Genomic DNA, 13,986 nt, shown 5'->3' on the forward strand with positions numbered 1-13,986 from the left:
CAACGCGTGGCAAGAACAATGGCGAGATTATATAAATATGGCTTCGGACAGACAGAATCTTCAGGATGCCTTCCTGAACAATGTACGGAAAGCTAAGGTTCCGGTTACAATTTTCCTGATCAATGGCGTGAAATTGCAGGGTGTGATCACCTGGTTCGACAATTTCTGTGTATTGTTGCGCCGCGACGGACAGTCGCAGCTGGTGTACAAGCACGCGATATCAACCATCATGCCATCACAGCCGATCAACCTGTATGAGGGCGAAGACGCCTCTTGATGGAACATGACCGGACGCGCACCCGGGCCTGGGTGCTGCATCCCGAAATCAAATCAGATGAACAGCGCCGCGTTCCCGAACCGGCGCTGGCCGAGGCGGTTGCGCTGGCCGCCGCTTTGCCCGATCTGGACGTGATCGGGTCTGAAATCGTTCGCCTGCAACGCGCCCAGCCCGGCTATTTGTTTGGCAGTGGCAAGATCGAGGAACTGGGCGAGCGGCTTCGTGAAAACGAGGTTGAACTGGTTCTGATCGATGGGCCGGTGACCCCGGTTCAGCAGCGCAATCTGGAAAAGGCATGGAAGGTCAAGATCCTCGACCGGACCGGGCTGATCCTTGAGATTTTCAGTGACCGTGCGCGTACCCGCGAAGGGGTGTTGCAGGTGGAAATGGCTGCGCTCAGCTATCAGCGGACGCGTCTGGTGCGGGCTTGGACCCACCTTGAACGTCAGCGTGGCGGCTTGGGATTTGTCGGCGGACCTGGCGAGACCCAGATCGAAGCCGACCGTCGCGCCATTGACGAACAACTTGTGCGTCTGCGTCGCCAGTTGCAGAAAGTAGTCAAGACCCGCACGTTGCACCGTGCTGCGCGGGCCAAGGTGCCATATCCGATCGTTGCATTGGTTGGATATACCAATGCCGGGAAATCTACTCTGTTCAATCGGCTGACCGGGGCCGAAGTGTTGGCCAAGGACATGCTGTTTGCCACGCTGGATCCAACTATGCGCCGCGTGCAACTGCCCGATGGCCCGGAAGTGATCCTGTCGGATACGGTGGGTTTTATCTCGAACCTGCCGACCGAGCTTGTGGCGTCTTTTCGGGCCACGCTTGAAGAAGTATTGGGCGCTGATCTGATTGTTCACGTGCGTGATATCAGCCATGAGGAAACCGAAGCGCAGGCGCAGGATGTCGAAGCAATCCTGACCTCGCTTGGTGTCGACGAAGAACGCCCCCGGCTTGAGGTTTGGAACAAGACTGACTTACTGAGCGCCGAAGAAAAAGACGCTGCATTGGCAAGGGCGGATCGCGATCCGGCCATATTTGCCATCTCGGCAGTTACCGGCGAAGGCGTGACCCCTTTGCTTTCCGAGATTGCAGCAATCCTGCAAGGGGCCCGGCACGAGGATGTTCTGAACCTGAGCTTCGCTGAAGGTAACAAGCGGGCGTGGTTGTTCCGGCAGGATGTTGTACAATCCGAAGAGCAGACCGAAAAAGGGTTCCGTATTACTGTCCTTTGGACGGATAAACAGGCTGCTCAATTCGAAACACTATAGAAACGGCGAAGTGGCGGAACTTGTCTGACACATTGGATCAAAGAGTATTTCTGACCGGATTTATTGATGTCCCAGCGGATCGCCTTGAAGATGTGCGCGCCGCTCTGTCCACGCATATCGCCCTCACAAAGGCGGAAGAGGGTTGCCTGTCGTTCGATGTTGTCGAGGATCAGATCACACCCGGACGGTTCACTGTATCAGAGGTTTTTGTGAATCAGCGGGCATTTGATGCGCATCAGCAGCGGACGAAGGCATCCGAGTGGTTTCTGATTACACAGGGAATACCGCGGAGTTATGCGATTGAAACCGCGGGTAAAAAGACGACCTAAGTCATGTGCCGTAAAGTTGCCGCTGTATATCATCGGTGTCGAACCAGCCGACTGACGATTGTACAAGATGGTCAGGTGCAAGTTCCCATTCATCCCATCCGCGCGCGATAACATAGTTGCCGGTCTGGGCATGATGCCCTTCACGTGTCCAGACAAACAGGGCGTGAGAGCCAGCCCATCGCATCATGTCGCACCGCACTTCCAGGTCCGGAAAATCGGCATAGACCTCTCGAGCCATTTCGGCAATCGCGGCACGCCCTTCGACAGGCTCACCCCGGTTGGTTGTTATCCGACCGTCCTGCGTGAAAAAACTGGCAACGGCATCGGCGTCACCTGAACTCCAGGCGATCGCGTAATCTCGGGCAAGGTTGTTCAGAGTATCCCGAATGCTGGCCATAGTTTCCCCCTGGTCCGAAACAGTTCGCCCGGTGATGGTAGGCGAAACTGCCGCGTGGCGTCCACGGTCCGGACAAAAAGGGGCGGGGACTCGCCGAAACCCCGTGCTTAGCGTGGGATCAGTTTGGTCACTCCGACAGCAGCGGCGCGGGCAAGGTCAAGGTCCAGCGACATGGGAATATATTCGCCACGCCGCCACAGCTGCGCCTGATCGTCGTAATAACGCGACAGGAAATGGCCCGATTGGCCGGTAGCCGTGATAAAGACCGAGCTGTTGGGATCGGCAAAGTCATACACACCGCGATACCCGGCTCCGTGCACGTTCTGAAACGGGTCGAGCCCTTCGCCCGAGGTGCGCCCGCGCAGCAAGGTGTTGTCGCCGCCACTGGTCGATTGGCGAATGTTCACAAAATACCGAAGTATTGGCACGTTTCCTAAAACGGGGTGATCGTGGGTTGCCTGATGCGCATCACCCCAGCGTAGGGATTCAAGTGTGCTACCATAGCGTTCGGTGATCCAGATCAGCGCATCATCCAATGCAAGTCGAGCCATTTCGGTACAGGTTTCAATCGGCGCGCTTTGTCGTACATCGCACCAGACACCGGCGCCATCAATGTCACGATAGACCCGCTCGATGAACAAAGGCTCGACATGTTTGAATTCGCTGGCCAGCGGCCCCAGCTCGTCCGAGATCAGGCGGAGCTGAAGGGCCCGCACCCAGGCTGCGTAGATCAGCGGTTCGGGCAGATGCTCGTTCATCTCGCCATTCCAGTCCGCCAGCAGCGACAGCGCAATCTGGCGCTGGCGCTCGGGCGTCCCTTCGGGGGCCGAGGCACCGGTATACCAAAGGTCAGCACCGATCAGTGGCAGTAGAGAGCGCGCGGTGAAACTGACGGTGTCCAGTTGCGCTTCGATGAAACTGTCGCGGGTATGCACCTCACGCGATTGCATCAGGCGTTCCCAGCGATGCACGCGCTGAGTGTCTCCCCATTCGTAGGACACATGATCCGGGAACGGGCGGTTGATGATCTTGTTATTCGTGTTGCCTAGAACGCCGCCAGCAGGGGCCACAAATTCCGGGTTGTTGGTGTAGGGTAGGCGACCTTGCCAGCGGTTTGCTTCGATCCAGCCGGGTGTCGGAATGCGTCCGCGGCTCTGGTTTTGCAGATCACGCCGGGGCATGGCGCCAATCAGTTTCATCCCTATCGTCGTTTTGTCGACCAGTGACAGATTCTGCGAGGGCGCAATGAATTGCCGCGCCACGGTTATGGCGTCCTGCACGTTGTCCGCATTCATCAGGGCCATGGACGCCGTCATCGAAGTGTCTTGCGGGCTGAGCGCAGTCCAGGACAAAGACGCAACATGGCCTGGCGGTGTGATAGTTTCCAGCTTGTAATCCGTACCGGGCAAAACCGGCCCGTTTTCAGTCCAGCGCAACGTCAGTGTAACCGGAGCTTCCCCTTTGATTTCAATTATCGAAGGACGGGTCTTGAATTCCTGATAACCGTCCGGGGTCAGGTATTCTTCGGGGTTGTCCGGGTTCAGCTGCTCAATGTGAATGTCCTGATCGTCAAGATAAGATGACGTCACCCCCCAACCCAACCGGTCACTACGGCCGGTCATGATTGCGGGAATACCAGGGATCGAGGCCCCAATGACGCTTCCCTTTGCCAGACCAAGATGTGCCAGATACCACACACCGGGGGCTGTGAAGCCCAGATGTGGGTCGTTGGCCAGCAACGTCCCACCGCTTGCCGAGCGCGAAGGCGCAGCAGTCCACGCGTTTGATGCGCCCGCCAACCCGCGTTTGGGAAGGGGGGACAGTGGCGTTTCAGGAAAACTCGTACCAGCGGCATAGCGTGGAAGGTTGGGAAACAGCGAAGCATATTCAGGCAGCGCGGCAATGCCGGGGCCGGGAACATCGGGCAGAATATCTGCCAGTCTGTCCGGATTGCTCAGCATCAAAGACGTCCGCGCCCGCAAAACCTCGTCGGTCAGGTGACCGGACAATTGCAGCGCCATGAGCTTGATCACGGCAATACTGTCGCCCGGTTGCCAGGGCGAGACGGGGGCATTGAACAGGAACATCTCTGGCGCGCCACGCCCCAATGCCTCGTCGTTGATCTCGGCTAGGCGTGCGTTGACCCCGGCAGCATAAGCACGAAGGGCAGCCTTGGTATAATCGTCCTGTACCTCGACCGAGCGATGGGCAAGGCCGTACAGATCCAGCCGGCGCAACAGCTTGTCAACGCGCAGGGTGCGCGGGCCAAAGATCTCGGACAAGCGGCCCTGCGCGGTGCGGCGCATGACTGTCATCTGCCACAACCGATCCTGCGCGTGGGCATATCCAAGACCGAAAAACACATCCGGGTCATTTTGGGCCAGAATGTGCGGCACATTGGCGGTGTCGCGCACGATCTCAACCGGAGCGCTCAACCCGTTGACTTCGAGCGTCTGGTCATAATCCGGCAGGGATTGACTGGCCAGAAAATAGACGAGGCCCATTGCGGCGAGGATCAGCATGATCAGACCCGACACGATGCGCACCAGCCAGCGGAAAACAAGACCCATTACTGCCCCAAATTCTAGTACATGAAGGTTGCGCGGAGATTAGTGGATGGCGGGTCCAACCGAAAGAGGAACGCGGCGAGAACCTGCGCGGAAAGGATGAAAACAAACACCCCACCGCAGCATTCCGCTGTGATGGGGTTTGCCAGAAGAAGTGGTAAGCCCGAATTACGGGATAATGCGGGTATATTTCGTGCCTTCCACGGTCGCACCGATCTGAAGCCCAGCCTGTCCGAAGATTGCAGCAAGAACGGGCGATCGCAATGTCGTTGTGTCTGTCGACACGGAATCGCCCTGATCGCTGACCACATAGCCAATATCTGCTCCGGCTGTCCAACCACTGGAACGACGGAAATCGTTCAGGGCGTCTTCGGTCATGAAAAACAGGACATGCGCATATTGCTGCGCGCCGATCTGTAGCCCGGCCGTGCCCTTGACCGCCGAGTAGAAGTCAACTGTTGCACCGCTGATGCGCAGCGCGCCGCGGCCGTAACCGCCACCGAACACGAAACCGGCTTCGGTAATCAGCGGCATGACCAGCATGCCGTTGGCCTTGTTCGCAATTTCAACCGTGTTGGGATAGCGGCTGTACATCTCGGTCAGCGTGGCGTCGACACGGGCATCGATTGTTGCTGCGTTGGAATTGCCGACGCCGTTGCCACAGGCGGCGGTCAAGCTCAGACCTGCCATGCCCAAGGTAAAGCCGCGACGATTCAGCCGGGGGGAATTGGAACTGCTCATGGTTTTATATCTCTGTAACTGTGCCTGAAATGCCGGGTCATCCCGGTCTTGGCGGCGAGGATACGCCGATCAGGGCGATGTGTCACGGGAAAGCTGCCCGATTGGGAAATCTTATCGGCGAAATATCGCGAAACTTGCGGGCTTTATCCCTGCAGGATGCGCGCAACCTGAGGAGAGAAATAGGTCAGAATTCCATCGCATCCGGCGCGTTTGAAGGCCAGAAGGCTTTCCAGCATCACCTTCTCGCCATCGATCCAGCCGTTCTGGGCTGCAGCCTGAATCATCGCGTATTCGCCCGATACCTGATAGGCATATGTCGGCGCACCGAAATTGTCTTTCACGCGGCGGCAGATATCCAGATAAGGCATGCCCGGCTTGATCATCACCATATCGGCGCCTTCAGTCAGATCGCGTTCGATCAGGCGCAGGGCCTCGTCCGAGTTCGCGGGGTCCATCTGGTAGGTCTTTTTGTCGCCCGTCAGGGCCCCCGATGCACCGACCGCGTCGCGGAAGGGTCCGTAAAACGCACTGGCATATTTGGCGGCATAGCTGAGGATCATCACGTTGTGATGGCCCGCACGTTCCAGCGCGCGACGCATTTCCCCGATCCGGCCGTCCATCATGTCCGACGGGCCGATGATATCCGCACCGGCGTCTGCCTGTGCCAGTGCCATCTTTACCAGCGCCTCGACGGTCTGGTCGTTCACGATTTCTCCGTCAACGACATATCCGTCGTGGCCGTTGATGTTATACGGGTCAAGCGCCACATCCGTCATTATGGCGACGTCTGGGGCCGCCGCCTTGATTGCCCGGATGGCCCGGTTTGACAGGTTGTCGGGGTTCCATGCCTCGGCGCAGTCTTCGGTTTTCAGCGCAGGGTCGGTGTAGGGAAAGATGCAAATCGCAGGAATCCCAAGGGTCTGGGCCTCGACCGCCGCTTTGGCAATCAGGTCAACCGATCTGCGAACCACACCAGGCATCGAGGGCACGGGCTCTTCAATACCTTCGCCATCGCGCACGAAAACCGGCCAGATCAGGTCATCCGTTGTCAGAGTGTTCTCACGCACCAGCGCACGAATTGCCTGTGATTGACGGGCTCGGCGAAAGCGGGTCATGGGAAATGGGGCAATGGTCGGTTTCATGGCGCGTTCTCCTTGAACATTCGTGCATTGGGTGGCATGAATTCACAAAGGTCTCAAGGGTATCAATGGACGCGCGCCTAGATGGAACCCCCCTGAGTAGTGCGAATAAAGGGTTGGGTTTGGACTGGTACTCTTCGATCTTTGAACTCATCGACATGCGCAGCTTTTCAAATCTGTGGTTCTGGATCGTACTGGCGGTACTCTGGTCGTCGGCCAGCCACTGGGTGATGGGCATCCCATATGATCTGGTTGTTCGTGCCCGCCGGATCGGAGGTCAGGTCGAAACCGATCTGCTCGACATCGTTCGCATCCATACAAATCGGATTCTGCTGATCGTCGACATGTCTGGCACCATCCTTTTGGCGTTTGGGTGTTTTCTGTTCACCGGGATGGCCACGCTTGGGTTTTATTATGATGTCGAGTTCGCGCAGGCCCTGTTTTTGCTTTTGTTCCCAATGACCTTGGTGCTTTTGGTGAATATCTTGCATGCAAGGCGCCTCCGGCGGCAGGAATTGACACTCGAAACTGTCTCGAAAACGATTTCCCGCTGCCGTCTGTATACCCAGATCATCGGCATGATCTCGATACTGGTCACTTCGTTCTGGGGCATGTATCAGAACCTTTCGATTGGCGTTCTGGGATAGAAGATTCTGAAAGGCGAGGCGATGAAGGCTCCGAACCACGTGACAGTTGGCGGCGCCCCCGAAGGGTTTGACGCGCAGCTGGTGCTGAACGAGATCGCCCGCAGCACGGGGCCGGTGGCCCATGTCGCACGCGATGACAAGCGGATGGAAGCGATGCGCGCTGCACTGGCGTTCTTTGCGCCTCAGATGCCTGTCTTTGTGTTTCCGGGTTGGGATTGCCTTCCTTATGACCGGGTCTCGCCTAATGCGGATATCTCGGCGGCGCGCGTCGCTACTCTGGCGGCGCTGGTCCACCAGATGCCCCAACAGTATGTATTACTGACCACGCTGAACGCCGCGACCCAACGCGTCCCGGCACGGGAGGTTTTGCGAGAGGCGGCGTTTACTGCCCGAGTTGGCCATCGCATAGATGAAACCGCTCTGCGAAACTTTCTGGTGCGTATGGGGTTCACACAAAGTCCAACGGTGATGGAACCCGGCGATTACGCCATCCGTGGCGGCATCATCGACATCTTCCCTCCGGGAGAGGCGGGCCCGGTTCGGCTGGACCTGTTCGGTGACGTCCTGGACGGCGCGCGCCGCTTTGATCCGGCGTCCCAGCGAACAACCGAAAAGCTGGACATCGTTGAACTTGCACCGGTGTCCGAAGTCATCCTGGACGAGGCCGCCATAACCCGGTTCCGTCAGAACTATCGCATCGAGTTTGGTGCCGCCGGTACGGATGACCCTTTGTATGAGGCCGTAAGCGCAGGCCGCAAACATCAGGGGATCGAACACTGGCTGCCGTTCTTCCACGAAAAACTGGAGACACTGTTCGACTACTTGCCGGATGCGGTGATCACTGTCGATGATCAGGTGACGCCCGCGCGTCTGGCGCGTTGGGATACGATTGCCGATCAGTACGAGACCCGACGACTGGCGCTGGAAAACCGATCTCGCATGGACACGGTCTATAAACCCACACCTCCGGGGTTGTTGTATCTTGACGATACCGCCTGGGAGGCGGCTGTCGCGGATCGTCGGGTTTTGCAGTTCAGCCCGCTGCCGCAAGCCTCTGGCCCCGGTGTCATCGACGCGGGTGGACGCATCGGGCGCAACTTTGCGCCGGAACGCCAGCAGGAAAGCATCAGCCTGTTCGGCGCTTTGGCCAGTCACATCACTGCAAAGCTCGACAAAGGACCGGTGCTGATCGCCTCATATTCCGATGGCGCGCGGGAACGCCTGACCGGCCTGATCGAAGACGAAGGGCTGGCCGAGGCGATACATGTGGCCAACGGCACCCGCATTGGAAAACGCGGCTTGCACCTTGCCGTCTGGGCGTTGGAGCACGGGTTCGAAACTCCTGATCTAACGGTGATCGCTGAACAGGATGTGCTGGGCGACCGGCTGATCCGTCAGCCCAAAAAGCGCCGCAAGGCCGAAAACTTTCTGACCGAAACCCAGTCGCTCAGCCCCGGTGATCTGGTTGTTCACGTGGATCACGGTATAGGTCGTTACATGGGAATGGAGGTCGTCACCGCAGCCGGTGCCGCCCATGAATGCCTGTTGCTGGAATATGCCGAGCAGGCAAAGCTGTACCTGCCGGTCGAAAACATAGAATTGCTGTCGAAATACGGCCATGACGAAGGTCTGCTGGACCGTTTGGGTGGCGGTGCATGGCAGGCAAAGAAGGCCAAGCTGAAAGAGCGCATCCGCGAGATGGCGGATAAGCTGATCCGCATCGCAGCTGAACGTGCATTACGCAAAGCCCCGGTCATGGATCCACCGCCCCACGCGTGGGAGGAATTCAGCGCGCGATTCCCATATCAGGAAACCGAAGACCAGTTGCGGGCGATCTCGGATGTGATGGAGGACATCCATTCCGGCGCGCCGATGGATCGTCTGATCTGCGGTGATGTCGGATTTGGAAAGACCGAGGTTGCCATGCGCGCCGCATTTGTCGCCGCCATGTCGGGCGTTCAGGTTGCGGTTGTAGCGCCCACGACCCTGCTGTCCCGCCAGCATGCCGCGAGTTTCAGGGAGCGCTTTCGGGGGTTCCCGCTGGAGGTCCGGCAATTGTCGCGCTTTGTTTCGTCGAAAGAAGCCCAGAAAACCCGTGACGGGCTGGCCCGCGGGACAGTGGACATCGTGATCGGAACGCACGCTCTTTTGGCCAAGAACATACGGTTCAACAATCTGGGGCTTTTGATCATCGACGAGGAACAGCATTTTGGCGTGGGACATAAGGAACGGCTGAAACAGCTGCGCTCAGACATTCACGTGCTGACCCTGACCGCGACACCGATCCCGCGAACGCTGCAACTGTCATTGACCGGCGTGCGCGATCTGTCGATCATCGGCACACCTCCAATCGACCGACTGGCAATCCGCACCTATGTCAGCGAGTTCGATGCCGTTACAATCCGAGAAGCGCTGCTGCGTGAACACTATCGTGGGGGGCAGACTTTCTATGTTGTACCGCGCATCTCGGACCTGCCTGAGATCGAAGAATTTCTGAAAGATCAACTGCCTGAGCTCACTTACGTGGTTGCCCATGGCCAGATGGCAGCGGGTGAGCTCGATGATCGGATGAACGCGTTTTATGACGGGAAATTCGACGTGCTGCTGGCCACAACCATTGTCGAAAGCGGGCTGGACATCCCGACCGCAAACACGATGGTCGTGCACCGTGCGGACATGTTTGGCCTTGCCCAGCTCTATCAGATCCGGGGTCGCGTTGGGCGCTCGAAAACCCGTGCCTATGCTTACCTGACCACCAAACCGCGCCAGAAACTGACCGCTGCCGCCGAAAAACGCCTGCGTGTTCTGGGCTCGCTGGACACGTTGGGGGCCGGGTTCACTCTGGCCTCGCAGGATCTTGACATTCGTGGTGCGGGCAACCTGTTGGGTGAAGAACAATCCGGCCAGATGCGCGATGTGGGCTATGAGCTTTACCAATCCATGCTGGAAGAGGCGATTGCCAAGATCAAAGCCGGCGAGATGGAGGAGTTGTCGGATGCGGACGATCAATGGGCTCCGCAGATCAATCTGGGTGTGCCGGTTCTGATCCCCGAGAACTATGTGCCAGATCTGGATGTGCGCTTGGGGCTCTATCGCCGCCTGTCGTCTCTGTCGACAAAGGTCGAACTGGAGGGCTTTGCTGCAGAATTGATCGACCGTTTTGGCAAATTGCCGAAAGAGGTGAATACCTTGATGCTGGTTGTGCGGATCAAGGCCATGTGTAAACGCGCCGGGATCGCAAAGCTCGACGGTGGGCCGAAAGGTGCGACCATCCAGTTCCACAATGACAAATTCGCCTCGCCGCAGGGACTGGTTGAGTTCATTCAAAATCAACGTGGTATGGCCAAGGTCAAAGACAACAAGATCGTCGTGCGCCGGGACTGGAAAAAAGACAGTGACAAGATCAAAGGGGCTTTTGCAATTGCCCGGGATCTCGCTGAAAAAGTGGTCGCGGCGCAAAAAAAGGTCAAAGCAGGTTGAGATGTGAGAGGGGGCTCTGCCCCCGCTGCGCGTTCCGCGCATTTCCCCCGGGATATTTATGGCCAGATGAAGAAGCGGATCCCTGCTTCATCTGGCTAAAAATATCCCCGCCGGAGGCATCGTGCGTCAGCACGATCAGGACACTTTAGCTACGCATTGCCGCCTGCGCGCAGAAGCAGGACGCAGCCACCATGCGGTCGGCACGGGCCAGCGCCAGGTCAAGCCGTTGTTTGATTTGCAGGACTTCAACCTGTTCGCTGCGTGCCTTGAGGCAATCGTAAAGGCCCTTCAAACTCCAGACGTTGTCAGGATGTATCGAGGCGCGACTTAGCGTGCCGCCCAAGCCCAGATCTTCACGATAGGCGTCTTCAGCTTCGGCCAGCCGTCCTTGTTCGTAAAGAAGCGCCCCAAGCGCGTGGCGGGTGGGCTGCATCCATCCCCAGGGTTCGTCATAGGGCAAGGTATCGTCCAGCTCGACCGAGCGGCGCAGATGGGCAAACGCGATTTCAAAGTTGCCCTTGCGGTACTCGATCTCACCGCGCAGCATTTCCCGCGCAATTTCCAGCAGGTCAATCACACGGTTGTTGTGCAGCCTACGTGTTTCCGGAACGCATTCTTTGGCGGCAAGAAACAGATTTTCTTCGGCCTCGGCATTGGCGATATCACCGGTTGCTGCATGAGCGATGGCGCGCGCGTAGTGTGTCGTGGCCGTCAGGGTGCGGAACAGGTCTGGGTCTGAGGGCAGTTCCAGTGCCTTAGCCTCGTCCCAGCGGCCAAACCGGATCAGGATGTGAGGGCCCATGGACATGTAGCTTTCGAAGTAATCGGCCATCGGGGGGCTTTCGATGCGCAGCAATTCTTCGGGTGTTGTATCCCACAATCCCTGATTGGCACGTAGGGCCGGTTCCATCTGTCCAAGAAAAAGCGCACCGTAGATGGCAAAGTGATAATTGTGCTGGCGATAGCCTGTGTAAATGTTGAACGCGCCTTCGCGTTCGTAATATTTCAGGTCGGCTTCCGAGGCTTTTTCGTTCCAGTGCACAACGTTGTGGTAATGTCCGCAGAGCACATCGATATGTGTCGGCATATGTACCAAGTGGCCTGCATCTGGAACCAATGTGCGAAGGACATCCCCTGCTTTCAGGGCTTTTTCTGGTGTTGGAGACATCTCCATCAGATGAACATAGAGGTGCAGCAGGCCCGGGTGTGACATCGCAGCCGGATCGTTCGCCATGGCCCATTCAAGCGCATCTTGCGCTTCCTTCGTTGCCGCGCCCTGGGCGGGTTGGCCCGTTTTCAGATCCCACATCTTCCATGGCGTCAGGTTCAGCAGCGCTTCGACATAGATGGTACGCAAGTCGAGGTGGTCCGGGTGCGCCGCAAATGCCGCGCGCATCGCTTCGGCAAAACCGTGGTCCCATTGGTGCATGTCCTGAACCGGATCACGTTGCGGGTAACGCGCAAGCAGGGCCTGAATCAGGGCCTGTTCGACGGCAGTGCACCCTGCGAGCAGACCAAGGGCTTTTTGCATCGCTTCGTAAGCCTGTGCCAGCGCTTCTTCCTGACCCTTCTCATCCAGCAGGTCCCACGGGAGGTTGTAATTGGGACCGGCTGCATAGGCGACACCCCAATGGGCCATTGCGCAATTCGGATCATGCTCGGCCGCGCGTTGAAAACAGGCTACCGCCTCTTCGTGATTGTAGCCGTATGTCCAGTTCAGCCCGCGGTCGAACCACAGCTGAGCTTCGGGGCTGGAAGTGGAAACCGGGCAGGAATAGCTGCCCAGATCGTAGTAATCGTTCATCACAGTTCCTCCCCCTAAGTTCGGGGTAGGATAGCGTGTTTCACCCGAGATTCACAGGTCAGGCTGGCAGCCGTTCTTCGATGCGACCCATGTGGATCATCAGGCCAAACGACAGCACGCACATACTCAGAATGCCAATTGTCAACGGCGCGATGGATCCGTTGAACAGAAGCCCGATCGGCGCGGCGATTGCTGCAGCCATTACTGTTGAGATCGACCCGACAACTGAAGCGGCCATGCCTGCGATGTGGCCCATGGGCTCCATGGCAATGGCATTCAGATTGCCGATGGTTACACCAGCCATGAAAAAGACCATCGTCTGCCAGAAGACAAACAGGGCAAATGACATATCGGGCGAAAGGTTCGCCATGTTCAGGATGATGACGACAGACGTGATGGCTATCTGCGCGCCGAAGGCGAATGTGACCATCCGGCGCATCCCGACGCGCACCACCAAAGCTGCGTTCAAAAGGCTGGCCGAACCTGACATCAGGGCGACAAACCCGAACCAGAAGGGAAAGCTGTCGGCCCGATCATGGATCACATCATAGACCGGTTGCACCATAGTCAGCATGGTGAACAAGGTCCCCATGCACAAGGTCTGCACGAAGATAGACAAGCGCACGGTGGGATGGGCAAACATTTCGTTCACGGCCGCAATCATCAGGGGCAGGCGAAAGGGGCGGCGGTTCTCGACGGCCAGGGACTCGGGCAGTCGTGTACTCACCCAAAAAAGGACGACCAGCGCGAACAGGATAAAGGACATGAATATCCCGCGCCAGCCGAAGAGGGCGATAACACCAGCGCCCAGCATCGGGGCCGCTGCTGGTACCAAAGTGAAGATCATCATAGCGATTGAGATGATGCGCGCCATTTCCCGGCCTGAATACAGGTCACGGATGATGGCCATTGCCACCACACGTGGTCCGGCAGCGCCCAGCCCCTGTACAACGCGCGCAATCAGCACCAGTTCCAGCGAAGAACTGGCCCAGGCAACAGCCGAAGCCGCAATGTACAATAGCGCGCCGCAAAAGATCACCGGCTTGCGTCCCAGCGCATCCGATAGCGGGCCGGTAAAGAATGTACCGATACCCATTCCCAGAACGAAGGACGTCAGAATCAGTTGGGCGCGATTGACATCATCGGGGCTGAGCTGCGCGCCGATTTCGGGCAGGGCAGGCAGCATTGAATCGATCGAAAACGCGATAGTGGCGAACATCATTGCGATCAGCGCAATGAATTCCGCCTTCGACATGCGGTTGGCCATGAAGCACTCCTAACCTGTTCGCGCTATCATGGTGAGTCAGGTTAGGCCAGACTGGAAATTCGCACAG

Annotated in this window: 11 protein-coding genes; 5 read left to right on the forward strand and 6 right to left on the reverse strand. The window is 57.8% G+C overall.

Features of this window, described 5'->3' with window-relative positions; genetic code table 11:
* Positions 1 to 37: 37 nt before the first annotated feature.
* From hfq to ACR0ID_RS02000, 3 genes are read left to right on the forward strand one after another with little or no spacing between them, the layout of a single operon-like run.
* Entirely contained in the window at positions 38 to 277 is a 240-nt protein-coding gene (hfq, locus tag ACR0ID_RS01990) for an RNA chaperone Hfq (protein ID WP_005982826.1), read from the forward strand.
* Positions 277 to 1,548: a GTPase HflX gene (gene hflX / locus ACR0ID_RS01995; protein ID WP_480473058.1), complete on the forward strand. Its 1,272-nt coding sequence runs from the start codon at positions 277 to 279 to the stop codon at positions 1,546 to 1,548. Before hfq ends, hflX begins: the two co-directional genes overlap by 1 nt.
* A 20-nt stretch (positions 1,549 to 1,568) precedes the next feature.
* On the forward strand, positions 1,569 to 1,877 hold the full coding sequence (locus tag ACR0ID_RS02000) for a putative quinol monooxygenase (RefSeq protein ID WP_480603463.1): 309 nt from the start codon (positions 1,569 to 1,571) through the stop codon (positions 1,875 to 1,877).
* Position 1,878: 1 nt separating this feature from the next.
* Here the strand turns inward: ACR0ID_RS02000 and ACR0ID_RS02005 are convergent, their stop codons facing one another.
* The 4 genes from ACR0ID_RS02005 to hemB form a co-directional block, all read right to left on the reverse strand.
* Positions 1,879 to 2,274: a nuclear transport factor 2 family protein gene (locus ACR0ID_RS02005; RefSeq protein WP_480553673.1), complete on the reverse strand. Its 396-nt coding sequence runs from the start codon at positions 2,272 to 2,274 to the stop codon at positions 1,879 to 1,881.
* 107 nt (positions 2,275 to 2,381) lie between these two features.
* Positions 2,382 to 4,844: a penicillin acylase family protein gene (locus ACR0ID_RS02010; RefSeq protein WP_480603465.1), complete on the reverse strand. Its 2,463-nt coding sequence runs from the start codon at positions 4,842 to 4,844 to the stop codon at positions 2,382 to 2,384.
* Positions 4,845 to 5,009: 165 nt separating this feature from the next.
* Entirely contained in the window at positions 5,010 to 5,582 is a 573-nt protein-coding gene (locus tag ACR0ID_RS02015) for a lipid-binding SYLF domain-containing protein (RefSeq protein WP_480603467.1), read from the reverse strand.
* Positions 5,583 to 5,725: 143 nt separating this feature from the next.
* On the reverse strand, positions 5,726 to 6,724 hold the full coding sequence (gene hemB, locus ACR0ID_RS02020) for a porphobilinogen synthase (RefSeq protein WP_480603469.1): 999 nt from the start codon (positions 6,722 to 6,724) through the stop codon (positions 5,726 to 5,728).
* 119 nt (positions 6,725 to 6,843) lie between these two features.
* On the opposite strand from hemB, the gene ACR0ID_RS02025 reads away from it, so the two are divergent.
* Together ACR0ID_RS02025 and mfd are read left to right on the forward strand one after the other, a co-directional pair.
* Positions 6,844 to 7,368 carry a component of SufBCD complex gene (locus ACR0ID_RS02025; RefSeq protein ID WP_480603867.1) on the forward strand — a complete coding sequence of 175 codons (525 nt, stop codon included), beginning with the start codon at positions 6,844 to 6,846 and terminating at the stop codon, positions 7,366 to 7,368.
* A gap of 21 nt (positions 7,369 to 7,389) precedes the next feature.
* A complete protein-coding gene (gene mfd / locus ACR0ID_RS02030) occupies positions 7,390 to 10,848 on the forward strand; it encodes a transcription-repair coupling factor (RefSeq protein ID WP_480603470.1) in 3,459 nt (1,152 codons plus the stop codon).
* Between the two features lie 145 nt (positions 10,849 to 10,993).
* Here mfd and ACR0ID_RS02035 read toward each other — a convergent pair whose 3' ends face one another.
* Together ACR0ID_RS02035 and ACR0ID_RS02040 are read right to left on the reverse strand one after the other, a co-directional pair.
* Entirely contained in the window at positions 10,994 to 12,652 is a 1,659-nt protein-coding gene (locus ACR0ID_RS02035; RefSeq protein ID WP_480603472.1) for a hypothetical protein, read from the reverse strand.
* A gap of 58 nt (positions 12,653 to 12,710) precedes the next feature.
* Positions 12,711 to 13,919, reverse strand: a complete 1,209-nt coding sequence (locus ACR0ID_RS02040) for a multidrug effflux MFS transporter (RefSeq protein WP_480517219.1) — start codon at positions 13,917 to 13,919, stop codon at positions 12,711 to 12,713.
* Positions 13,920 to 13,986 lie beyond the last annotated feature (67 nt).

The organism is Ruegeria sp. AL2 (assembly GCF_056540845.1).